At 57.4% G+C, this 20,233-nt stretch carries 23 protein-coding genes; 15 read left to right on the top strand and 8 right to left on the bottom strand.

What is annotated here, in order from left to right:
• Positions 1–15 precede the first annotated feature (15 nt).
• A complete protein-coding gene (locus ACR6JA_RS20765; RefSeq protein WP_494494247.1) occupies positions 16–1,236 on the top strand; it encodes an amino acid deaminase in 1,221 nt (406 codons plus the stop codon).
• A 125-nt stretch (positions 1,237–1,361) separates the two neighbouring features.
• Here ACR6JA_RS20765 and ACR6JA_RS20760 read toward each other — a convergent pair whose 3' ends face one another.
• The 4 genes from ACR6JA_RS20760 to ACR6JA_RS20745 all read right to left on the bottom strand — a co-directional run bounded on the left by ACR6JA_RS20760 (position 1,362) and on the right by ACR6JA_RS20745 (position 5,467).
• On the bottom strand, positions 1,362–2,690 hold the full coding sequence (locus ACR6JA_RS20760) for a PTS sugar transporter subunit IIC (protein ID WP_039289450.1): 1,329 nt from the start codon (positions 2,688–2,690) through the stop codon (positions 1,362–1,364).
• Positions 2,674–4,080, bottom strand: coding sequence for a glycoside hydrolase family 1 protein (locus tag ACR6JA_RS20755; RefSeq protein WP_213714830.1), 1,407 nt, complete (start codon positions 4,078–4,080; stop codon positions 2,674–2,676). Before ACR6JA_RS20755 ends, ACR6JA_RS20760 begins: the two co-directional genes overlap by 17 nt.
• Positions 4,081–4,088: 8 nt before the next feature.
• Positions 4,089–4,403 carry a PTS sugar transporter subunit IIB gene (locus tag ACR6JA_RS20750; protein ID WP_008455701.1) on the bottom strand — a complete coding sequence of 105 codons (315 nt, stop codon included), beginning with the start codon at positions 4,401–4,403 and terminating at the stop codon, positions 4,089–4,091.
• Between the two features lie 320 nt (positions 4,404–4,723).
• The gene (locus tag ACR6JA_RS20745) at positions 4,724–5,467 is read right to left on the bottom strand and encodes an SDR family oxidoreductase (protein WP_494494248.1); all 744 of its coding nucleotides are present in this window, start codon (positions 5,465–5,467) and stop codon (positions 4,724–4,726) included.
• A gap of 122 nt (positions 5,468–5,589) precedes the next feature.
• On the opposite strand from ACR6JA_RS20745, the gene ACR6JA_RS20740 reads away from it, so the two are divergent.
• Positions 5,590–5,949: a winged helix-turn-helix transcriptional regulator gene (locus ACR6JA_RS20740; protein ID WP_494494249.1), complete on the top strand. Its 360-nt coding sequence runs from the start codon at positions 5,590–5,592 to the stop codon at positions 5,947–5,949.
• A 14-nt stretch (positions 5,950–5,963) separates the two neighbouring features.
• Here the strand turns inward: ACR6JA_RS20740 and ACR6JA_RS20735 are convergent, their stop codons facing one another.
• The 3 genes from ACR6JA_RS20735 to ACR6JA_RS20725 all read right to left on the bottom strand — a co-directional run bounded on the left by ACR6JA_RS20735 (position 5,964) and on the right by ACR6JA_RS20725 (position 9,975).
• Positions 5,964–6,839, bottom strand: a complete 876-nt coding sequence (locus ACR6JA_RS20735) for a diguanylate cyclase regulator RdcB family protein (protein ID WP_494494250.1) — start codon at positions 6,837–6,839, stop codon at positions 5,964–5,966.
• Positions 6,839–9,202, bottom strand: a complete 2,364-nt coding sequence (crfC, locus tag ACR6JA_RS20730) for a clamp-binding protein CrfC (protein ID WP_494494251.1) — start codon at positions 9,200–9,202, stop codon at positions 6,839–6,841. Before crfC ends, ACR6JA_RS20735 begins: the two co-directional genes overlap by 1 nt.
• A gap of 104 nt (positions 9,203–9,306) precedes the next feature.
• The gene (locus ACR6JA_RS20725) at positions 9,307–9,975 is read right to left on the bottom strand and encodes a WYL domain-containing protein (protein ID WP_008455708.1); all 669 of its coding nucleotides are present in this window, start codon (positions 9,973–9,975) and stop codon (positions 9,307–9,309) included.
• A gap of 409 nt (positions 9,976–10,384) precedes the next feature.
• Here ACR6JA_RS20725 and ACR6JA_RS20720 point away from each other — a divergent pair, with 409 nt between their 5' ends.
• From ACR6JA_RS20720 to phnP, 13 genes are all read left to right on the top strand, one after another.
• Entirely contained in the window at positions 10,385–10,720 is a 336-nt protein-coding gene (locus tag ACR6JA_RS20720; protein ID WP_008455710.1) for a zinc ribbon domain-containing protein YjdM, read from the top strand.
• Between the two features lie 97 nt (positions 10,721–10,817).
• Complete coding sequence (yjdN, locus tag ACR6JA_RS20715; RefSeq protein WP_008455712.1) at positions 10,818–11,246, top strand: VOC family metalloprotein YjdN; 429 nt, start codon at positions 10,818–10,820, stop codon at positions 11,244–11,246.
• A gap of 616 nt (positions 11,247–11,862) precedes the next feature.
• Entirely contained in the window at positions 11,863–12,588 is a 726-nt protein-coding gene (phnF, locus tag ACR6JA_RS20710) for a phosphonate metabolism transcriptional regulator PhnF (RefSeq protein ID WP_008455715.1), read from the top strand.
• Positions 12,589–13,050: a phosphonate C-P lyase system protein PhnG gene (gene phnG, locus ACR6JA_RS20705; protein ID WP_494494252.1), complete on the top strand. Its 462-nt coding sequence runs from the start codon at positions 12,589–12,591 to the stop codon at positions 13,048–13,050. It abuts the gene before it with no gap.
• The gene (gene phnH, locus ACR6JA_RS20700; protein ID WP_008455719.1) at positions 13,047–13,631 is read left to right on the top strand and encodes a phosphonate C-P lyase system protein PhnH; all 585 of its coding nucleotides are present in this window, start codon (positions 13,047–13,049) and stop codon (positions 13,629–13,631) included. The genes phnG and phnH overlap by 4 nt, the downstream gene beginning before the upstream one ends.
• Positions 13,631–14,695, top strand: coding sequence for a carbon-phosphorus lyase complex subunit (locus ACR6JA_RS20695; protein WP_213714841.1), 1,065 nt, complete (start codon positions 13,631–13,633; stop codon positions 14,693–14,695). Before phnH ends, ACR6JA_RS20695 begins: the two co-directional genes overlap by 1 nt.
• Entirely contained in the window at positions 14,688–15,533 is an 846-nt protein-coding gene (locus tag ACR6JA_RS20690; protein WP_008455722.1) for an alpha-D-ribose 1-methylphosphonate 5-phosphate C-P-lyase PhnJ, read from the top strand. The genes ACR6JA_RS20695 and ACR6JA_RS20690 overlap by 8 nt, the downstream gene beginning before the upstream one ends.
• On the top strand, positions 15,530–16,288 hold the full coding sequence (phnK, locus tag ACR6JA_RS20685) for a phosphonate C-P lyase system protein PhnK (RefSeq protein ID WP_008455724.1): 759 nt from the start codon (positions 15,530–15,532) through the stop codon (positions 16,286–16,288). The genes ACR6JA_RS20690 and phnK overlap by 4 nt, the downstream gene beginning before the upstream one ends.
• A 9-nt stretch (positions 16,289–16,297) precedes the next feature.
• Positions 16,298–17,002 (top strand): phosphonate C-P lyase system protein PhnL, encoded by a 705-nt coding sequence (gene phnL / locus ACR6JA_RS20680; RefSeq protein ID WP_494494253.1) that lies wholly within the window; start codon positions 16,298–16,300, stop codon positions 17,000–17,002.
• The gene (gene phnM / locus ACR6JA_RS20675) at positions 16,989–18,125 is read left to right on the top strand and encodes an alpha-D-ribose 1-methylphosphonate 5-triphosphate diphosphatase (RefSeq protein WP_008455728.1); all 1,137 of its coding nucleotides are present in this window, start codon (positions 16,989–16,991) and stop codon (positions 18,123–18,125) included. Before phnL ends, phnM begins: the two co-directional genes overlap by 14 nt.
• Positions 18,122–18,709, top strand: a complete 588-nt coding sequence (gene phnN / locus ACR6JA_RS20670) for a ribose 1,5-bisphosphokinase (protein WP_237717570.1) — start codon at positions 18,122–18,124, stop codon at positions 18,707–18,709. Before phnM ends, phnN begins: the two co-directional genes overlap by 4 nt.
• Positions 18,702–19,169, top strand: coding sequence for an aminoalkylphosphonate N-acetyltransferase (gene phnO, locus ACR6JA_RS20665; RefSeq protein WP_494494254.1), 468 nt, complete (start codon positions 18,702–18,704; stop codon positions 19,167–19,169). The genes phnN and phnO overlap by 8 nt, the downstream gene beginning before the upstream one ends.
• Positions 19,147–19,905, top strand: a complete 759-nt coding sequence (phnP, locus tag ACR6JA_RS20660) for a phosphonate metabolism protein PhnP (protein WP_494494255.1) — start codon at positions 19,147–19,149, stop codon at positions 19,903–19,905. Before phnO ends, phnP begins: the two co-directional genes overlap by 23 nt.
• On the opposite strand, the gene yjdP is transcribed toward phnP, so the two are convergent.
• The gene (gene yjdP / locus ACR6JA_RS20655; protein ID WP_008455735.1) at positions 19,902–20,222 is read right to left on the bottom strand and encodes a DDRRRQL repeat protein YjdP; all 321 of its coding nucleotides are present in this window, start codon (positions 20,220–20,222) and stop codon (positions 19,902–19,904) included. The two genes, phnP and yjdP, sit on opposite strands and share 4 nt — an antisense overlap.
• Positions 20,223–20,233 lie beyond the last annotated feature (11 nt).

Raw genomic sequence — 20,233 nt, 5'->3', positions numbered from 1 at the left:
CGGAGGAAATACGTTATGAAATACCAGGAAATTAACCTCGTACCCCATAAGTCCGCCCTCATACATTCCCCTGCCAATGTCCTCAACGAAGACGTCTGTTTGCCCGCCGCACTGATCAAAAAATCTGCATTGAAGAACAACATCCGGTGGATGCAGGCCTACGCCGATGCACGCGGCGTTTCGCTGGCACCGCACGGGAAAACCACCATGACGCCGTGGATCTTCCAGCAGCAGCAAAAAGCGGGCGCGTGGGCCATCGGCGTAGGCAGCGCATGGCAGGCGAGCATCGCGATGTCCGCGGGCATCGAGCGAGTACTGATGGTTAACCAACTGGTGGGCAAAGCGAACATCACGCTGGTGTCGCAGCTAAAGCATAAACATACCGCCGTCGACTACATTTGCTGCGTGGACAGCGAAGCAAACGCCCGTACCCTGTCAGACTTTTTTAGCCAACAGGGGCAAACCCTCGACGTGCTGATTGAGCTTGGTGTGCCGGGTGGACGCTGCGGCTGTCGTAGCCCGGAACAAGCGCTGGCGCTGGCAAAGCGGGTGGCAGAATTACCCGGTCTGAATTTACGCGGCCTGGAGCTGTACGAAGGCGTGTTGCACGGCGACAATCCGCAGCCAAAAATAGAAGCGCTGCTGCAAGAGGCGGCCGCGTTAGCCTGCCAGATGGAACGCTATGTTGACGGCGAGTTCCTGCTCACCGGCGCGGGTTCAGTCTGGTACGACGTAGTGTGCAATATCTGGCTCGCCGCAGAAAAACCGGCCAACTGCCGCATTGCGATCCGCCCGGGCTGTTACATTACCCACGATGGCGGAATTTATCAGGAAGCCCAGGATCAGCTGATGGCGCGAGATCGGATCGCCTGCGATCTCGGTGGCGATCTGGTTTCCGCGCTGGAGCTAGTGGCAATGGTGCAGTCGGTACCGGAAAGCGACCGGGCGATTGTGAATTTTGGCAAGCGCGACAGCGCGTTTGATGCCGGTCTGCCGCAGCCGATTGCCCACTATCGCCAGGGCAAGCCGCTGGCTTCGCCGTCGGAAACCATCGAAGCCACCGGGATTATGGATCAGCATGCCATGTTGAAACTCAAGCCGGGCGCGGATGTGCAGGTTGGGGATATTCTGGTGTTCAGCACTTCTCACCCGTGCCTGACGTTTGATAAGTGGAAGGCGCTGCTGCTGGTGGATGACGAATATAACGTGCTGGATGAGTTAGAGACGGCGTTCTAGATTTTACCTTCACCCCAACCCTCTCCCTGGAAGGGAGAGGGGATAAAAACCGCTCACTTACCTAAATTCCCCCTCTCCCCTCTGGGAAGAGGGCCGGAGTGAGGGGCTGAAGGGCCACAGAAAATTTACTTAGCCTCGGCCAGCGCCTTAGCCCTCTCCTCTTCTTCCTTCTGCTGAAGCTCGGTTTCCAGCATCTTCTTCTCATACACCTTAAAGAACGGATAATAGATCGCGAGCGAAATAAAGAAGCAGATAAACACCAGCCCACAGGCAATCAGGTTCCAGTTGGTGGTGATCAGCGCCCCGAGCGGCGCCGGGACGGTAAACGGCGGCTTCACCATCATCCGAGGGATCAGCCCGCTAATGGTGAACAGATACACCACTACGGTATTCACCATCGGCGCCAGAATAAACGGGATCGCGAGGATCGGATTCATCACGATCGGCGCACCGAAAATCATGGGCTCGTTGATGTTAAACAACCCCGGAATAAACGACAGTTTACCCAACTGCTTCAGGTAGATAACGCGGGAGCGAATAAACAACACCACCAGGGCAAGCGTTGAACCAGTGCCGCCCATCTGCGCATACCACTGGAAGAACTGCTCGGTGAAAATGTTCGGCAACTCATAGGCGCTCACGCCGGACTGGAACAGTTCCATATTCTGCACAATGGCCTGATCCCACAGCGGGCGGATCAGCGGCCCCATCACCGCATGGCCGTGGATCCCCAACACCCAGAACACGTCGATAAAGAACTGGGTCACAATCCCGCCAAACAGGTTGGTGCCGGTCATAAAACCCTTCAGCGGCATAATGATGTAGCTGATGATGGCGTTGATATCGATGTTCAGAAAATGACGAGGGATCCAGAACACCAGCACCACGGCCAGCGTCGGGAACAGCGCTGAAAACGAGCTGGCGACCACCGGCGGCACGCCCGCAGGCATTTTAATTTCAATATTGCGAACTTTGATAAACCGGTAGATCTCAATGGCAATCAGCGAAGAGATAATCGCGCCAAACAGCCCCTGAGAACTCAGCGAAGTGATGGGGATGTAGCGCCCCGCCACCGCTTCACCCGCCACGGTCACGCCTTGCTTAATGTTCACCGGCACAATCATCAGCAGCGTCGCAAGCATCGCCAGCAGGCCGCTGGTGATGTCATTCAACTTGTAGCTTTTGCCGAGGAACGAACCGATGGTAAACGCGGCATACAGCGACATCAGCCCGACGGTAAAGCGGAACGGCACGTCCAGCATATCGCGCCACGGCGCAATAAAATCCATGTAGCCCTTAATCGGGATGTTCAGCAAAATCACGAAGAAAGAGCCGACGATGGTCAACGGCAGGATCGAAATAAGCCCGTTGCGAATCGCCTGCATATGCCGCTGGTTGCCAATAGCGTTCGCCACCGGCATCAGCTTTTCAGCTAACTTATCGAAGCCCGACATGATCTGCCCCCTCAAATCCGTTGTGCTCAATCACGGCCCGGAACCAGCGCCCGGACTTTTTCAGCGAACGCTGTTGGGTGGCTAAATCCAGCCGGTAGAAGCCGTAGCGGTTTTTATAGGCGTTCTGCCACGACCAGCAATCGATGAAGGTCCACATCTGGTAGCCCAGGCACTGGCTGCCCTCCGCCATCGCTTTATGCAGCCACGCCAAATGTTCCTGAAGAAACTCAATGCGGTAATCGTCCTGCACTTCGCCGTCCACCATGAACTGTTCTTCGTCCATGATGCCGATGCCGTTCTCGGAGACAAACCACGGCAGGTTGCCGTAACGCTCTTTCACCAGCATAGCGATGTCGTACAGCGCAGGCGGGTAAATCTCGATCCCGCGCGAGGTATTCATCCGCCGCCCCGGCATCACGTACTCTTCAAAAAAGCGCTCCGGCACAAAACCGTGAGGTTCTTCAAGCAGCGTCTCACGCGCTTTAACCCGGCGCGGGCGATAATAGTTGATGCCCAGTAAATCGATGCGGGTCGCGGCAATCAGCTCGCAATCCCCTGGCTCCGTCTTCGGCAGCACATCGTATTCTTTCAGCAACGCCACCAGCTCGGCAGGGTAGCACCCAAGCAGCATCGGCTCGTTAATGCTGCGCGTATAGAACAGGTCGGCCATCTCCGCCGCCCGCAGATCTTCCGGGCTGTCGCTGCGCGGGTACACGGGAATGACATCCATGATGATGCCAATCTGCCCTTCGAGATCCAGCTCGCGCCAGGCGGCGACCGCTTTGCAGTGGGCGATAACAATGTGGTGCAGCACCTGAGCCGCACGGCGGAAATCCGTCACGTAAGGGTAATGGCGAGGATGCAGATAGCCCGCTTCGGCGGGAATAAGCGGCTCGTTGAAGGTAAACCAGTAGCGCACCCGGTCGCCGAACAGGCGGTAGCAAATCCCCGCGTAGCGGGCAAAAGCGTCCACCACATCCCGGTTCTCAAACCCGCCTTTTGCCTGCAATGCCAGCGGCATATCAAAATGGTAGAGATTGATAAAAGGCTCAATGCCCTGGCGCATCATCTCGTCAATCACATCGTTATAAAACTGCACGGCCTGAGGATTAACTTCGCCGTCGCCGTCGGGGATCAGGCGGGACCAGGAGATCGATGTGCGGAATGAATTCAGGCCAATGTTTTTCGCCAGCTGAATGTCTTCCCGCCAGCGCTGATAGAACGTAGAGGTCTCGTCGGAGGTGACGCCGTTGTAAAAACGGCCATTAAACTCATGCGAGGCGAAATCCCAGATATTCTCGCCTTTGCCATCGCCCTCAACTCGCCCCTCTGACTGCGTGGCGCTGGTCGCCGTACCCCACCAAAATTTTTCAGGAAAGCGGTATTTCATACGGCCCCCTAGTCAGCTGTTTTCAGCAGCGACAGTGCGTGATCCAGTACCTTGTCACCCTGCATCGAGCCGTAATGCATCATATCGATGGCCGCTACCGGAACGCCGTGGGGCGCCGCCGCCGCGCTCAGGTTTTGCAGTTGGAATTTCACCTGCGGCCCGAGGAGGATGACATCAGCCTCCTCGATAATTTGGTCGAAATCGGACACCGGCACGGCGGTGATTTCCACCGCCACATCACGGCTTTGCGCGGACTGCTTCATTCTTTCCACTAACATGCTGGTGGACATCCCCGCAGCACAGCATAAGAAGATTTTTTTCATCACTTTTCCCTCAGAGAATCAATGCAGCGTCCGCGGTATGCGGCCAAATATATTCTGAGTAGCGGTGAAAAAAGCCACAAGTGAGGGGCGGCACAGATTTGCTTTTAACGACTGGTACTTTTGGCAGGTGGCGGCCAGAACCTTGATTAAAACTCATAATAAACAGATAGATAATAATGTTACTTTTCTGGTGGCTCTCTCCTTTACATGCCGTTTTATTGACGAGAATGGTGCAGCGGTCACAGGCAGACGTTCATCTTAATATTGTGCTATTCCCTCACCCTAACCCTCTCCCAAAGGGAGAGGGTTAGGGTAAAAATCTACAAACTCCCCACGCCACCGTCGACCAACAGATCGGTGCCGACCACGAAGGCTGATTCGTCAGACGCCAGGAACACAGCGGCTTTCGCCAGCTCCAGCGCGGTGCCCAGACGCCCAATCGGCACAAGATCGCGGATAGCTTTCCGCAGCGTGTCGGCGGCTACGCCATTGCCCAGTTTGCCCAGCGCCGGGGTTTCCGTCGGGCCAGGGCTCAGGCCGTTCACCCGAATGCCACGCGGATGCAGCTCCCCGGAAAGCGTACGAGCCAGAGAAAGGATCCCTGCTTTACTCGCCGCGTAGGCGTTGGTCTGCGGCAGGCCGATACGCGCGCTGACCGAACCGCACACAATCACCGAAGACGGGTTAGCCAGCAGCGGCAACAGCGCCTGGATCAGGAAGAATGGGCCTTTGAGATTGATGTTCATCAGCCGGTCATACGCCTGTTCGTCCCAGTCTTCCAGCGAATGGTGCGTCACATCCCCCGCATTAATATAGAGCACATCCAGCCGCGGCCAGAGCTGCTTCAACTCTGCCGCCACCGTACGCTGCCCGGCGATATCGCCCGCATCGCTTTTAATCAGGTGCACATTGCCCAAAACCTCTTTGGCTGCCTGTAGCCCCTGTTCGCTCCGCCCGGTGATCGCCACCGTTGCGCCCTCGGCAATAAACTGCCGCGCCGTTTCAAACCCAATTCCGCTGGTACCACCGGTAATTAAGGCGTATTTGCCATTAAGTCTGCCCATCGTCGTGTCCTTATAAAGGGTTGGTCAGGGCATTATTTCCGCTATAGTATCCTTTGGATAGTAGGAACCAAATGGATACTAAGGAACCACAAGGGGCGCATTAGCGTGTGCCGGGAGCCAGCATGACAAAAAATTTTTCAGCCCTGCCACCGGCGGGCAGCGACTGCCCGATGGTGAATTTTGTGAACCTCATTTCAGGCAAATGGGCCATTCCGATTCTGTACCGCCTGATCCTGCTCAACGATCCGGTGCGGTTTAGCGACCTGCAGCGGGCGATCAGCCCCATTACGCAGAAAGAGCTCACCCGCCAGCTTCGTCAATTTGAAGCTCGCGGCCTGGTGGTGAGGGAAGTTTTTGCGGAAGTCCCGCCGCGAGTGGAATATCAGATCACCGCGCTCGGTAAGTCTCTGCGCCCAACGCTGGATTCACTCGCCGAATGGATGAGGGAGAATGCCGGTGAGATGGAACGGTCTCTTCCCTGAGAACGCTAAATCAGTTAGCCAAAAACTTCGTCGACCAGCGCGCTGCCGAGGCGCATGGCCGAACAAATACGCGGCATCCCCAGCGCCACGCCCTGCCAGCTCTGGGTCACCGAGTAACAGATCGGCTGGCGTTCAATGTCGCAGCCGTCGCCGAGCCAGGTTAAAGCGTCTTTATGCTCCAGCAACCCCGGAGACGTTGGCGTCGCCAGCCAGTCATGGAAATAGTGGCGGGTGCGGGGGGAAGCATTCACCTCTTCCGCCAGACGGCTGATGGCGAGGCTGCGCACATGCTCAATCAATGACTCCGCCTGCTCGGGAGTCCCCAGCCGGATGGCATCACCAAAAGTGCCCCAACGTAGCTCTTCCAGCGCGACGTAGCAGCGCGCCGCCGGAGAAAATGAAAAGTAGTGCCCGCTGCGCCAGCGGGAAAAAATCTGCTCGCTGTGGACCATGCCCTGACGAACAAGATCGCTGTGCTGAAACTCTTCTTCCAGCCGGGTAAGCCGCTGAGAAAAGTGCTCGCGCAGGGCCTGAAGCCGCTCGCGAGCCGCTGCCGAATGGTGTGCCGTGCGGGTGGAAACCGGCTCCAGCTGAGCAATTCTCTCGCTTATCTGGCTGTTGGCTAAGTAGCTTTTTGCCAGATCTGCCGACAGCTGGCCAAGGCTTATCAGCGACGCGTCAAGCTCGTCCTGCGGCGGTGTTCCAGCCATCCCGGCCTGTCGCCTGGCCACGACGACGAACAGCGCCAGAAGCTGCTCATAAAACGCCTGACTTTGTGGGCTGCTCCACGGCTGGCGGGCAACATCAATCCCCATGGCAAAATCGACGACAAATTTTTCGCTAAGACAGCTGAGGGTTCTTATTGGCCCTTCCATTAATACACTGCTCATCATTGCTCCGCTGAGAAAAGCGTCTGGATATCATCGCGCAACAGGCGGGTATCCTCGTGAATGTAACGTGCCGTTCTGACACTCTGTTCCAGCTTGCTCTGGAGAGAAAACAGCACGCTGTCGTTCTGCTGCTTCGCGGAAAGACTCTGGCGTAAATTGCTGTGAATAGCGTCCAGTGCGCTGGCAAAATCGGCGAAAAACGTCGCCATCCCGGCCGTGACGGAAATATCCACCTGCGCGGTAATGGCCTGGTTTATCTGGCCCAGGAAAGTCGACACATGGTCATGCAGCTTTTGCTGTAACTTATCCAGATCAATCACGTAGCGACTATGGGTGGCTGCGTAATCTTCCCAGCCCCAGTCCACGCCGTTCAGCCAGCGCGCCAGCACGCCCCGCATCCCGTTTTGCGGCTGCATTTCCGACATCGCCACTTCCTGGTTTTCGATAACGTTGGTGAACGCCGAGTGGGTATTAAAATTAAGCTGGCTGGCCTGGAACGCAGGCAGGCTGATTTGGGCGCGGAATCCGGCTACTTTCAGGCCGTCGCTTACCCGCTGTTCAATCGGTTTCAACGCCGACTGCAGCGTATAGCCCAGGCTCGCCTCAAGGTTGCTGAGCAGCGCTCCAAGCTCTCCGCTTAGCGTCTGCTGGGCGGCAAATAAAATGCTTTCACTGGACGCGCGAACCTTGTGCAGCAGGGTGCGGGCCGTCGCTTCATCTTCGCCCATCAGCTTGTCGCTGCCCGGCGAAAAATCCACGTTTCGCGTTAAGGTATGCGGGTATAACGGATGCAGCTTCTCAGCGCCCAGCCGCCCTTCCCGGAAATAAGTTTTCAGGTCGCTATGAATCTGCGTTTCAAAGCGCTGCACAAAATCGCCTATGCCGGCGAGGGCATCGCTGACCTGCCGCTGAATCACCGCACTCACCGACTGCTGAGTCTGCAGCAGCAGTTGAATATCCTGCTCCAGTTGCCGAATATTCTCCTGCAGGCTGTCGTTAGCCACCTGCAATCCCTGGCAGCGGAAACTCAGGTAGCGTTCAGCGCCCTCGGCATAGTCCAGCAGCTTGTGGCACGCCGCGCGCAGCGTGTAGAGAGAAGCGTTGGCGTGCGCGGTATGCAGGATAGTCCCAATGGGTGACTCAAACATCGAGTCTTCCCACAGCAAGTCCGCCGCATGGCGCAGATGCTCAATATCCGCCAAATCCGCGCTGCGCCAGCGCCGGCCTAATGCCGCTTCTGCAAAGTCCTGCACCCAGCGCTGCTCTTCGGGGTCGGGTAAACGGCCATGCGTGGCCAGCTCATAGCGGGCGCGGTTGGCAAGGTAGCCCCACATGCTCGATACCGGGAACACGTTTTCCGGCGCAATGCTGTCCTTCATCAGCGTCCCGGCGATCATCGCCTTCACCTGAGCGGCATCGTCGCCGTTGCGGTCCTTCTGATCGAACTTGTTCACCAGCGCATACAGCGGCACCGATTTGCTGACGCCGAGCACCGCCTCGCGGACTTCTTCGTCGGAGATGGACTTAAGCTGCGTATAGTCCATCACCGCCAGCACGGCGGAAGCCTGCGCCAGCTGCTCGCTAAGCATTTTTTGCAGGTGCGGCTGCCCCGCTTCGTTCGGCCCGGGCGTGTCCAGCAGCGTCAGCTGGCCGTGGCCGTTTTTGAGGCCGGCCAGATGCACAAACTCCACCTCAATCACCGGCACATGCTCAATAGCGGCGTAGGCTTTGAAGGGGAAAGCCACATCCAGCACCCGGCACAGGCGCACCAGATCGTTCAGGCTCTTCAGGCAGTGGAAAATAGGCTGTGCGCCGAGATAATGGCGCTCAAAACCTTTTCCGTTGGCGATCCGGGCGATAAGCGCCTCCATATCCCGGTCCACTTCCAGCTTGCGCGCCAGCGCTTCCCGGCTGGTGATCAGCAGTTTCTCCTGCAACTCCCCCATCAAGCTCTCTATCGGCTGTACATAGGGAAAATGCAGCACCGGCTCGCGCTGGCCCGGCGTGTGGCGGATCAGCGTCGGCAGCGCCGTCATGGGCCGGTTGCGGTTAGGCAGAACCTCCGTGCCCACGATGGCATTAATGGTGGTCGACTTCCCCGCCTTCATGGTGCCGACAATCGCCAGAACCATTTCATGTTGGGTTATTTTACGCCTTTCGTTTTGCAGCATATCTTTCTGCAGTTCGATTCCACGTGGGCTAAATTTCAATGGATGTACCGTCGCCACAGGGTTCGTTAAAGCGCTATTTTGTTCATTTTGCAAAGCCAGCGGAGCGACTTTTAAAGCGCTAAGGTTTTGCAACGCTAATTGCAAAAGCCGCTCGGCTTCCTGACTCAATTCAAAAATAGTTTGTGTGTGCATAAAAAATCTTTCCTTAACTCAAATTACCCGGCTTTATCACCGCCATCGTTTAGTTGTAATCATGGCAATACCGGTTTTTATAATTACGTGAGGGAAATAATTTATTAATTAACATTACACCATGCCGCGATCCTGGCTTTTAAGTCGCTCTGCCAGACCTGCGGAGAAATAATGGTGAGATGCGGTATCCAATACTGCACCAGCGGAAACAATTGTTCTGGCGAAGCAATATGACTCGCCAGAAGTAACTCTCCGTTATCAAGCTCTCTGACGGTTTTTTGAAAAGGTAATAGCTTGCGCTGTTTAAAATGTTCAGCCGCCTGCGCCGAAACCTGTAACAGCACTTCCGTTTTTACCCTTTCCCCACCAGGATCATCCCGATCGTCAAATAATGGATAAAAAATAGCTTTACGCTGTGGGCTATTTTCATATTCATACCCTACAACCAATAAATCTGGAATAGCGCGCAGCGTAATATATTGATTATGGCTCTTTATGTCGTACCACGGATAAAACGCAGCAAGCCCTACGCGTTTAGTAATGCGTAACAGGTCGTTTACGTTAAACTGTCCTTTTAAATGCGAAGAGAGACGCTTTTTCCCCTCGCCGACGTCCTCCAGAATAGCACCAAGCCGGTTCAAATCACGATACGCAGTTCGCATATCTACATCAAAACGCTGGCGGATAATATCAGCGGAAAGGGTTTCCCCCTGATAAAGACTTAAGACGATTTCGGCCAGTCGATCTGCAACTTTTACTTTCGCGCCTTTCATTCTCATCGGTTCCTGCCTCTGTATCGGTACATCCATAGGCCCAACCATACCCCTGTCAAGTGACAGGAGGTGTCAGCGCAATACGCTTTTTTTTATTTTTTCAAACAGGTATAGCGCAGCAGCACCTGCTGGCAGACTTGCTCGAAGCGAAGTGAAACTAAGTTAAATTAGCCTTATTTAACGGCAATTAAAGCCTGAACTTTAAGTTAAATTTGGTGCTTATTTCTTTGAATGAAAGGTTTTTTGCACTTTATGGCGGCCAGAAAGCCTGCCGGGCATAGGTTTACGGCAATAATCCCTGCAAATGTAGGGATTTGATGTATAATCTCAGCACTTTTTCGCGATTCAGCATATTTTTACGGCCAAATCGCTATTTTTCATTACTTTATCTCACCTTGAGGATCAGATAATGCAACTCCCTCATTGCCCGAAGTGCAATTCCGAATACACCTACGAAGACAACGGCATGCTGATTTGCCCGGAGTGCGCTCATGAATGGAACCCGGCCGCGGCGAGCGAAGAAGACGCCGCGCTGGTCGTAAAAGATGCCAATGGCAACCTGCTGGCCGACGGCGACAGCGTTACCGTCGTGAAAGATCTGAAGGTCAAAGGCAGCTCTTCGATGTTAAAGATCGGCACCAAAGTGAAGAATATTCGCCTGGTAGAGGGCGACCACAATATCGACTGTAAAATCGACGGTTTTGGCCCGATGAAGCTGAAATCCGAGTTTGTGAAAAAGAACTAATCTCCCCCGGCAGGCGGCTCTTCTGCCTGCCCCGCCTGGCTTACCTGTCCCGCACAACCTACACTTCTTCTGCACTCTCCTTACAGAGGATTCGGTTATGCCTTTAGGACCCTACATCTCATTAAACGGTCGCTGCGCGGAGGCCATCGCCTTTTACCAGCAGGCTTTGGGCGCCGAACTGACGTTCAAAATTACCTTCGGTGAAATGCCCAAAGAAGCAACCAATGCCGAGGGCTGTAGCGGCGCGGGCGTCTATTCTGACGACAGCGTTATGCACGCAAATTTGCGGGTAGCCGGTAACGATTTGATGATGACCGACGCCAGCATGAGCGGGGAAAAACCACAGCACAGCGGCTTTTCACTCTGCCTTGCCAGCCAGGACCCGGCAGAGGGTAAACGCTGGTTTGACGCCCTCTCCGCTGGCGGCACCGTCACCATGCCCTGGAGCGAAACTTTTTGGGCAAAAGGCTATGGCTCGCTGACGGATAAGTTCGGCATTCCGTGGATGGTCAACGTCGAAAGATAAAGCGCTATATTCAATGATTCTTTTTTGGGCCCGCTATTCCGGGCCCTTTATTTTTATGACCGATTAAAAACTCAAGTAAATCAATGCAGCTTATATATTCATTTTTTTGATACTATTTCACTATTCCTTTTCAAAGAATTTATTCCAGACAAAAAGGGTCAACATACCAGGATGCACTCGGCATAGGCGATAAATTAATTACTCCGAATCTAGCCCTATTATTTCAGTAATAAGAAAATATATTTAAAGATAAGCAACACCTGGATATAGAATATATTCATCAATCAATTGCAAACGCCACGGGTAAAAATTGCCTACGTATGATTGTCCTGCACTTACCCTTTTACTCCCCATCCTCTCCCCGTTTTTTAGCGAAAACAAAGCAACTCTCTGATTCCTCGAAAAACAGGGCTGCCTGCTGACCGCAAACTTCAACTCTTCATCGTACAGAAACCAATCATTAACAAAACCGTCACTTTCCCCCGGCACCATGAGGCAACTTTTGAAGGAGGCCCGTGATGCAAACGACTCTTCACCTCATCAAGCAAAACCCATGCACAGCCCAGCAGCCGTGCGTGCGCATTCGCTTTATCTGATTTGAGAGGCTTTGACTGTTATGCACTTGTCCAGACATCCGACCAGTTACCCAACCCGCTATCAGGAGATAGCCGCCCGGCTCGAGCAGGAGCTGCGCAACAACTACCGCTGTGGCGACTATCTTCCTGCCGAAACTCAGCTGGCCGCCTACTACGAAGTCAACCGCCACACGCTGCGCCGCGCCATTGACGAGCTGGTCAATAAAGGCTGGGTTCAGCGCCGCCAGGGCGTCGGCGTCCTGGTGCTGATGCGCCCGTTTGACTACCCGCTCAACGCCCAGGCTCGCTTTAGCCAGAACCTGCTGGATCAGGGCAGCCATCCCACCAGCGAACGCCTGCTGGCGGTGATTCGCCCGGCCTCTCAGGACGTGGCGGATGCGCTGGGGCTGGCCGAAGGGGACAACGTTATTCATCTGCGCACCCTGCGCCGGGTGAACGGTATCGCGGTGTGCATCATCGACCACTATTTCGCCGAGCAGGCCTGGTGGCCCGCGCTGCAAACCTTCAGCCACGGATCGCTGCACGATTTCCTTCAAGCCGAGTTAGGTATTGCCCTGACCCGCGCCCAAACCCGCATCAGCGCCCGTCGTTCCCAGGCCAAAGAGAGCCGCCTGCTGGAAATCCCCAACATGGCACCGCTGCTCTGTGTTCGCACCCTTAACCACCGTGAAGGCGAGGCCAAAGCGACGGAATACTCCGTCAGCCTTACCCGCGCCGACATGATTGAATTCACCATGGAGCACTAAATGGACACCAGCCATTTTAACAATGAACAGCGCCGCGAGTGGATGGCGGTGCTGTCACACAGCCAGCCGCAGGAGCTTCTTGAGCGCTGGCGTAGCCTGAACATTCAGGCGGACTACACGCTTATTCGCGCACCGGAAATCGGCCTGGTTCAGGTGCAGGCCCGCATGGGCGGCACCGGCCAACGCTTTTTCACCGGCGACGCCACGCTGACCCGCTCGGTGGTCAAGTTGGCGAGCGGCACCTACGGCTACAGCTACCTGCTTGGCCGCGACAAACAGCACGCCGAATGTTGCGCGGTGATCGACGCTCTGATGCAGGAAACCGCGCATTTTCACTCGCTACAAGAAACCTTAATTGCACCGCTGGCGGCCAACCGTGAACAACGCCTTGCCGCTCGCCGCGCAGAAGTTAACAGCAGCCGCGTGGACTTCTTCACGCTGGTACGCGGAGACAACACATGACTTTAATGACCGCTTTTACCCTTCCGGTGCAGGATGCCCAGCAGAGTTTCCGTCGCCTGCTCAAAGCGATGAGCGAGCCGGGCGTGATTGTCGCGCTGACTTCGCTGCAGCAGGGCTGGCTGCCGCTGAATGTGGCGACCACCAGCGTGCTGCTTACGCTGGCCGATAACGACACGCCGGTGTGGATAGACGCCACATTGGGCAACGATATTGCCGCGCAGAACATTCGTTTTCATACCAATGCGCCGCTGTGCGAACAGCCTGACCACGCGCAGTTCGCCGTGGCCAGCGACGCGATCTCTTCCGAACAGTTGAACCTGCTGGCTCAGGGCTGCGACATCGCCCCCGATACCAGCGCGACGCTGATTCTGCAGGTGTCCAGCCTGAGCGGCGGACGCATGCTTCGCCTGACCGGCGCGGGCATCAACGAAGAGCGCATGATTGCCCCACAGCTGCCGGAATGCGTCCTGCACGAACTGACCGAACGCCCGCACCCGTTCCCACTGGGCATTGACCTGATTTTGACCTGTGGCGATCGCCTGCTGGCTATCCCACGGACCACCCACGTGGAGGTGTGCTGATGTACGTTGCCGTCAAAGGGGGCGAGAAGGCAATCTCCGCCGCCCACGCCCTGCAGGAGCGCAACCGACGCGGCGATGAAACGCTAAAAGAGCTTAGCGTCGCGCAGATTGAGCAGCAGCTTGGCCTGGCCGTGGACCGCGTGATGACGGAAGGCGGCATCGCCGACCGGGAACTCGCCGCGCTGGCCATCAAGCAAGCCAGCGGCGACATGATCGAGGCGATTTTCCTGCTGCGTGCTTACCGCACCACGCTGCCTCGTCTTGCCGTGAGCGAGCCGCTGAACACCGCCGAAATGCGCCTCGAGCGCCGTATCTCCGCCGTTTATAAAGACGTCCCTGGCGGCCAACTGCTGGGCCCAACCTACGACTATACGCACCGCCTGCTGGACTTCACGCTGCTGGCTAACGGCGAAATTCCTGACGCCGAACAGGCCGACGAGCAAAGCGATCCAGCCCCGCATGTGTTCAGCATGCTGGCGAAACAGGGTCTGGCCAAAGTCGAAGAAGACGATGGCGCGCAGCCGGACGATATCACCCGCAACCCGCCGGTTTACCCGTGCTCACGCTCTTCGCGTCTGCAACAACTGGTGCGCGGCGACGAAGGCTACCTGCTGGCGCTCGCCTATTCCACCCAGCGCGGCTACGGGCGCAACCACCCGTTTGCCGCCGAGATCCGCAGCGGCTACGTAGACATCGAAATTGTACCGGAAGAGCTAGGTTTTGCGGTGAACATCGGCGAACTGCTGATGACCGAATGCGAAATGGTGAACGGCTTTGTTGCCCCGGCAGACGAACCGCCGCACTTCACCCGCGGCTATGGCCTGGCGTTTGGCATGAGCGAGCGCAAAACCATGGCGATGGCGCTGGTTGACCGTGCGCTACAGGCCCCGGACTACGACGAAAACGTCGCTGGCCCCGCGCAGGACGAAGAGTTCGTGTTATCCCACGCGGATAACGTGGAAGCGGCAGGCTTTGTGTCCCACCTCAAACTGCCTCATTACGTGGATTTCCAGGCCGAACTGGAGCTGCTTAACCGCCTGATAAAGGAGCGAGCCAATGGCTAACCTGAGCGGCTATAACTTTGCCTATCTGGACGAGCAAACCAAACGCATGATCCGTCGCGCAATGCTAAAAGCGGTGGCGATTCCAGGTTACCAGGTGCCGTTTGGCGGCCGCGAAATGCCAATGCCTTACGGCTGGGGCACCGGCGGCATTCAGTTGACCGCCAGCCTGATTGGCGAGTCTGACGTGCTGAAAGTGATTGACCAGGGCGCGGACGACACCACCAACGCCGTCTCAATCCGCAACTTCTTCAAGCGGGTGACCGGCGTAAACACCACCGAACGTACCGAAGACGCGACGCTGGTGCAGACCCGCCACCGCATCCCGGAAACGCCGCTGGTGGAAGATCAGATCCTGATTTATCAGGTGCCGATCCCTGAACCGCTGCGCTTTATCGAACCACGCGAAACGGAAACCCGCACCATGCACGCGTTGGAAGAGTACGGCGTGATGCAGGTGAAACTGTACGAAGATATCGCCCGCTTCGGCCATATCTCTACCACCTACGCCTACCCGGTGAAGGTGAACGATCGCTACGTGATGGACCCGTCGCCGATCCCGAAATTCGATAACCCGAAAATGCACATGTCCCCTGCGCTGCAGCTGTTCGGTGCCGGACGCGAAAAACGCATTTACGCCGTGCCGCCGTTTACCCGCGTAGAGAGCCTCGACTTCGACGACCATCCCTTCCAGGTGCAGGAATGGGAAGAGCCGTGCGCGATTTGTGGGTCACGCCACAGCTACCTTGATGAAGTGGTGCTCGACGACGCGGGCAACCGCATGTTCGTCTGCTCCGATACCGACTACTGCCGCCAGAACAGTGAGGCCTCTCAGTCATGACCAGCCCGTTACTTTCGGTGAATAACCTCACCCACCTCTATGCGCCCGGCAAAGGCTTTATGGACGTGTCGTTTGACCTCTGGCCCGGAGAAGTGCTGGGTATTGTGGGCGAGTCCGGCTCCGGCAAAACGACGCTGCTGAAAGCCATTTCCGCCCGCCTTGCGCCGCAGGAAGGGGAAGTGATTTACCTCGACCGTTCGCTGTATGACATGTCGGAAGGCGAACGCCGCCGCCTGCTGCGCACTGAATGGGGCGTGGTTCACCAGCATCCGATGGACGGCCTGCGCCGCCACGTTTCCGCCGGGGGCAACATCGGCGAACGGCTGATGGCCACCGGGGCGCGCCACTACGGTGACATTCGCGCCACCGCCCAGCGTTGGCTGGAAGAAGTTGAGATTCCGTCGGCCCGTATCGACGACCTGCCGACCACGTTTTCCGGCGGGATGCAGCAGCGCCTGCAGATCGCCCGCAACCTGGTCACCCATCCGAAGCTGGTCTTTATGGATGAACCGACCGGCGGGCTGGATGTGTCCGTGCAGGCGCGCCTGCTCGACCTGCTGCGTGGTTTGGTAGTGGAGCTGAACCTGGCCGTGGTGATAGTCACCCACGATCTGGGCGTGGCTCGCCTGCTGGCCGACCGCCTGCTGGTGATGAAACAGGGCAAAGTGGTGGAAAGTGGGCTGACCGACCGCGTGCTGGACGACCCGCATCACCCGTATACCCAGCTTTTGGTGTCCTCCGTCCTTCAGAATTAGGTACTCGCTATGACCAGAATACGGGTTGAAAACCTGAGCAAAACCTTTGTCCTGCACCATCAGCACGGCATTCGCCTGCCGGTACTGGCCAACGCCTCGCTGGAAGTCAAAGGCGGTGAATGCGTGGTGCTGCACGGCCACTCCGGCAGCGGGAAATCCACCCTGCTGCGCTCGCTCTACGCCAACTATTTGCCGGATGAAGGACACATCTGGGTTAAGCACAACGACGAATGGATCGACATCGTGCAGGCCCCGGCGCGCGAAGTGCTGGCGGTACGCCGCCAGACCATCGGCTGGGTGAGCCAGTTCCTGCGCGTTATCCCGCGTATTTCGGCGCTCGAAGTCGTCATGCAGCCGCTGCTGGATTTGGGCGTGTCGCGCGAAGAGTGCGAGGCAAAAGCCGCCAGCCTGCTGACCCGGCTCAATGTACCGGAGCGCCTGTGGCACCTGGCCCCGTCGACCTTCTCCGGCGGCGAGCAGCAGCGCGTGAACATCGCCCGCGGCTTTATTGTTGATTACCCCATTTTACTGCTTGATGAGCCTACCGCCTCGCTGGACGCCAAAAACAGCGCCGCCGTGGTGGCTTTGATTCAGGAAGCAAAAGCGCGTGGAGCGGCCATTGTCGGCATCTTCCACGATGAAGCTGTACGTGAGCAGGTGGCCGACCGCCTGCATACGATGTCCGCGATGGAGCCCCAACATGATTATCAATAATGTTCGCCTGGTGCTGGAAGAAGAAGTGGTCAGTGGCTCACTGGAAGTGGCCGACGGTGTGATTCGCAACTTTGCCGAGACCCAAAGCCAGCTGCCGGGCGCACACGACGGCGGCGGCGGCTGGCTGCTGCCGGGGCTGATTGAACTGCACACCGACAACCTGGATAAATTCTTTACCCCACGGCCAAAGGTTGACTGGCCGGCGCACTCCGCCATGAGCAGCCACGACGCGCTGATGGTGGCGAGCGGTATCACCACCGTGCTGGACGCCGTTGCCATCGGCGACGTGCGCGACGGTGGCGACCGCCTGGAAAACCTCGAAAAAATGATCAACGCCGTGGAGGATACGCAAAAGCGTGGCCTCAACCGCGCCGAACATCGCCTGCATCTGCGCTGCGAACTGCCGCACCACACCACGCTGCCGCTGTTCGACAAGCTGGTTGATCGCGAACTGGTCTCCCTCGTTTCACTGATGGACCATTCGCCGGGCCAGCGCCAGTACGCGGAGCTGTCCAAATACCGCGACTACTATCAGGGCAAATACCATCTCACCAACGAGCAGATGGATCGCTTTGAAGAAGAACAGCTGACGCTGGCGGCCCGCTGGTCACAGCCAAACCGCCAGGCCATTGCCGCCCGCTGCCGCGACCGCAATATCGCCCTCGCCAGCCATGACGATGCGACGACCGCCCACGTGGTGGAGTCCCACGAAATCGGCAGCGTGATCGCCGAATTCCCGACCACGGAAGAAGCCGCCGAAGCCTCTCGTCGCCACGGTATGAGCGTGCTGATGGGCGCGCCAAACATCGTGCGCGGCGGCTCTCACTCCGGCAACGTGGCGGCCAGCCATCTTGCTCAGGCCGGGCTGCTGGATATCCTTTCCTCGGATTACTACCCGGCAAGCCTGCTGGATGCGGCCTTCCGCGTGGCGCACGACGACAGCAACAGCTTCACGCTGGCGCAGGCGATTCACCTGGTGACTCGCAACCCGGCACGGGCGCTGAATCTGGCAGACCGGGGAACGCTGGCGGAAGGGAAACGCGCGGATTTGGTGCTGGCGCACATGCACGGCGACCATATCCATGTTGATCACGTCTGGCGCCAGGGAATTCGGGTGTTCTGATGAGTAAACTAATCTGGCTGATGGGCCCGTCCGGCTCCGGCAAAGACAGCCTGCTGAGCGCCCTGCGCCAGCAGGAGCACGCCAGGCTGCTGGTGGCGCACCGGTACATTACCCGCGCCGCCGACGCAGGCTGCGAGAACCACATTGCGCTAAGCGCAAACGAGTTTGAGCAGCGCCAGCAGCTGGGGCTGTTTGCCCTGAGCTGGCAGGCGCATGAGCACTCCTACGGCGTCGGCGTGGAAATGGATATATGGCTCGAAGCCGGATTTGACGTGGTGGTGAACGGCTCGCGCCAGCACCTGAAACAGGCGCGGGAACGCTATGGCGATGGGCTGGTGCCCATCTGCCTGCAGGTTTCGTCGGACGTGCTGCGCCAGCGGCTGGAACAGCGCGGGCGGGAAAACGCAGAGCAAATCGAGCAGCGGCTGCAGCGGGCCGCGCTTTATTCGCCAGAGGGAGGCGATTGCCTGATACTCAACAACGACGGGAGTCTGCTACAGTCTGCCGCATTGTTTATGCGGCTGTTAGCCCAGCACCGCTCGAACGTTATCCCTCTTCACCGCAAGGAGCCCCGCCATGTCTGATGTTGTTAAATTGAAAGCCGCCGCTATCGAAGACAGCGACACCGTTTACCGCATGATTTGCGAGCTGAAACAGGCTCAGGCCGACCGCCCCGGCTTTAACGCCTGCTTCACGGAGAACCTGCGCGATCCGAATATCTTTTATCATCTGGCGTGGCTGGGGAATAAAGCCGTGGGGATGATCAGCCTGCACCTGCAATACCATCTGCATCACGCCCGCCGCATCGGCGAAATCCAGGAGCTGGTGGTGCTGGAAGAAGCCCGCGGTCACGGCGTAGGCAAACAGCTGCTTGCCTGGGCAGAAGCAAAAGCACGCAAAGCCGATGCGGAGCTGACGGAGCTTTCGACCAGCACCAGCCGCAAAGACGCCCATCGTTTTTACGAGCGTGAAGGCTACCGCGCCACCCATATCCGCTTTACCAAACCGGTGGAGACACCTGATGACGCTCACGCTAACGCTTAGCGGCACCGGCGGGGCGCAGCTTGTCCCGGCCTGGGGCTGCCGCTGCGCCGCCTGTTCACGAGCCAGAACCAATCCGGCCCACCGCCGCCGCCCGTGCAGCGCGGTACTCAAGTATAACGATGCGATTACGCTGATAGACGCGGGGCTACCCGACCTGATGGACAGCTGGCAGCCGGGGGATTTTCAGCAGTTTTTGCTCACCCATTACCATATGGATCATGTCCAGGGGCTGTTTCCGTTGCGCTGGGGCATGGGCGAGAAAATCCCGGTTTACGGTCCGCCGGATGAGCAAGGCTGCGACGATCTGTTCAAGCACCCCGGCCTGCTGGACTTTAGCCATACCGTCGAGCCGTTTGTCGCCTTCACTCTGCAGGCGCTGCGCGTCACGCCGCTGCCGCTGCTGCACTCAAAGCTGACGTTTGGCTATCTGTTTGAAACGGCCTACAGCCGACTGGCCTGGCTGAGCGATACGGCGGGGCTGCCGGACAAAACCCTGAAGTTTCTGGCCGCCAATCGCCCGGAAGTAGTGGTGATAGATTGCAGCCGCGAACCCCGGCCTGACACTCCCAAAAATCATTGTGACCTAACCACGGTGATCGCGCTGAACGAGCAGATTGGCAGCCCGCGAGTCGTGCTGACCCACATCAGCCACCAGTTTGATGCATGGCTGATGGACAACGTATTGCCTGAAGGGTTTGAAGCCGGTTTTGACGGCATGGAGATCGTGCTGGACTAGCGATCGTCGTCGTCCTGCAGGCGGCCCTCTTCGTCATCCAACTGCTGGCGCTCGCGGTCGAGCTGATTCTGCCGTTCATCAAGGCTGCGGCGTCTGTCCTCCAGCTGGCGATAGCGGGCTTCGTCCTGGCGGCTGAGCCGACGCTGATCTGCCGAATCATCACTGTCATCATGATAAACGCGGTCGCTGCCCGGCTTGTAGGCATCGCTAAACGCCTGCTGGATATTGCCAATCGCGTCATCAATCACGTCGGCCTGCGCGAACGGCGAGGCCAGGTAAAGCGTGCCGAGCAGCAGCGCGGCGGCATAAGATTTCATCGGTCAGTCTC

The organism is Cedecea sp. B1(4) (assembly GCF_059414925.1).
The sequence above is the reverse complement of the archived record's forward strand: the minus strand, read 5'-3'. Positions and strand labels throughout refer to the sequence as shown.

What these genes read in the sequence shown, in the direction of transcription:
- ACR6JA_RS20765 (WP_494494247.1), top strand. Translation starts at nt 16, where the DNA reads ATGAAATACCAGGAAATTAACCTCGTACCCCATAAGTCCGCCCTCATA.
- ACR6JA_RS20760 (WP_039289450.1), bottom strand. Translation starts at nt 2,690, where the DNA reads ATGTCGGGCTTCGATAAGTTAGCTGAAAAGCTGATGCCGGTGGCGAAC.
- ACR6JA_RS20755 (WP_213714830.1), bottom strand. Translation starts at nt 4,080, where the DNA reads ATGAAATACCGCTTTCCTGAAAAATTTTGGTGGGGTACGGCGACCAGC.
- ACR6JA_RS20750 (WP_008455701.1), bottom strand. Translation starts at nt 4,403, where the DNA reads ATGAAAAAAATCTTCTTATGCTGTGCTGCGGGGATGTCCACCAGCATG.
- ACR6JA_RS20745 (WP_494494248.1), bottom strand. Translation starts at nt 5,467, where the DNA reads ATGGGCAGACTTAATGGCAAATACGCCTTAATTACCGGTGGTACCAGC.
- ACR6JA_RS20740 (WP_494494249.1), top strand. Translation starts at nt 5,590, where the DNA reads ATGACAAAAAATTTTTCAGCCCTGCCACCGGCGGGCAGCGACTGCCCG.
- ACR6JA_RS20735 (WP_494494250.1), bottom strand. Translation starts at nt 6,839, where the DNA reads ATGAGCAGTGTATTAATGGAAGGGCCAATAAGAACCCTCAGCTGTCTT.
- crfC (WP_494494251.1), bottom strand. Translation starts at nt 9,202, where the DNA reads ATGCACACACAAACTATTTTTGAATTGAGTCAGGAAGCCGAGCGGCTT.
- ACR6JA_RS20725 (WP_008455708.1), bottom strand. Translation starts at nt 9,975, where the DNA reads ATGAAAGGCGCGAAAGTAAAAGTTGCAGATCGACTGGCCGAAATCGTC.
- ACR6JA_RS20720 (WP_008455710.1), top strand. Translation starts at nt 10,385, where the DNA reads ATGCAACTCCCTCATTGCCCGAAGTGCAATTCCGAATACACCTACGAA.
- yjdN (WP_008455712.1), top strand. Translation starts at nt 10,818, where the DNA reads ATGCCTTTAGGACCCTACATCTCATTAAACGGTCGCTGCGCGGAGGCC.
- phnF (WP_008455715.1), top strand. Translation starts at nt 11,863, where the DNA reads ATGCACTTGTCCAGACATCCGACCAGTTACCCAACCCGCTATCAGGAG.
- phnG (WP_494494252.1), top strand. Translation starts at nt 12,589, where the DNA reads ATGGACACCAGCCATTTTAACAATGAACAGCGCCGCGAGTGGATGGCG.
- phnH (WP_008455719.1), top strand. Translation starts at nt 13,047, where the DNA reads ATGACTTTAATGACCGCTTTTACCCTTCCGGTGCAGGATGCCCAGCAG.
- ACR6JA_RS20695 (WP_213714841.1), top strand. Translation starts at nt 13,631, where the DNA reads ATGTACGTTGCCGTCAAAGGGGGCGAGAAGGCAATCTCCGCCGCCCAC.
- ACR6JA_RS20690 (WP_008455722.1), top strand. Translation starts at nt 14,688, where the DNA reads ATGGCTAACCTGAGCGGCTATAACTTTGCCTATCTGGACGAGCAAACC.
- phnK (WP_008455724.1), top strand. Translation starts at nt 15,530, where the DNA reads ATGACCAGCCCGTTACTTTCGGTGAATAACCTCACCCACCTCTATGCG.
- phnL (WP_494494253.1), top strand. Translation starts at nt 16,298, where the DNA reads ATGACCAGAATACGGGTTGAAAACCTGAGCAAAACCTTTGTCCTGCAC.
- phnM (WP_008455728.1), top strand. Translation starts at nt 16,989, where the DNA reads ATGATTATCAATAATGTTCGCCTGGTGCTGGAAGAAGAAGTGGTCAGT.
- phnO (WP_494494254.1), top strand. Translation starts at nt 18,702, where the DNA reads ATGTCTGATGTTGTTAAATTGAAAGCCGCCGCTATCGAAGACAGCGAC.
- phnP (WP_494494255.1), top strand. Translation starts at nt 19,147, where the DNA reads ATGACGCTCACGCTAACGCTTAGCGGCACCGGCGGGGCGCAGCTTGTC.
- yjdP (WP_008455735.1), bottom strand. Translation starts at nt 20,222, where the DNA reads ATGAAATCTTATGCCGCCGCGCTGCTGCTCGGCACGCTTTACCTGGCC.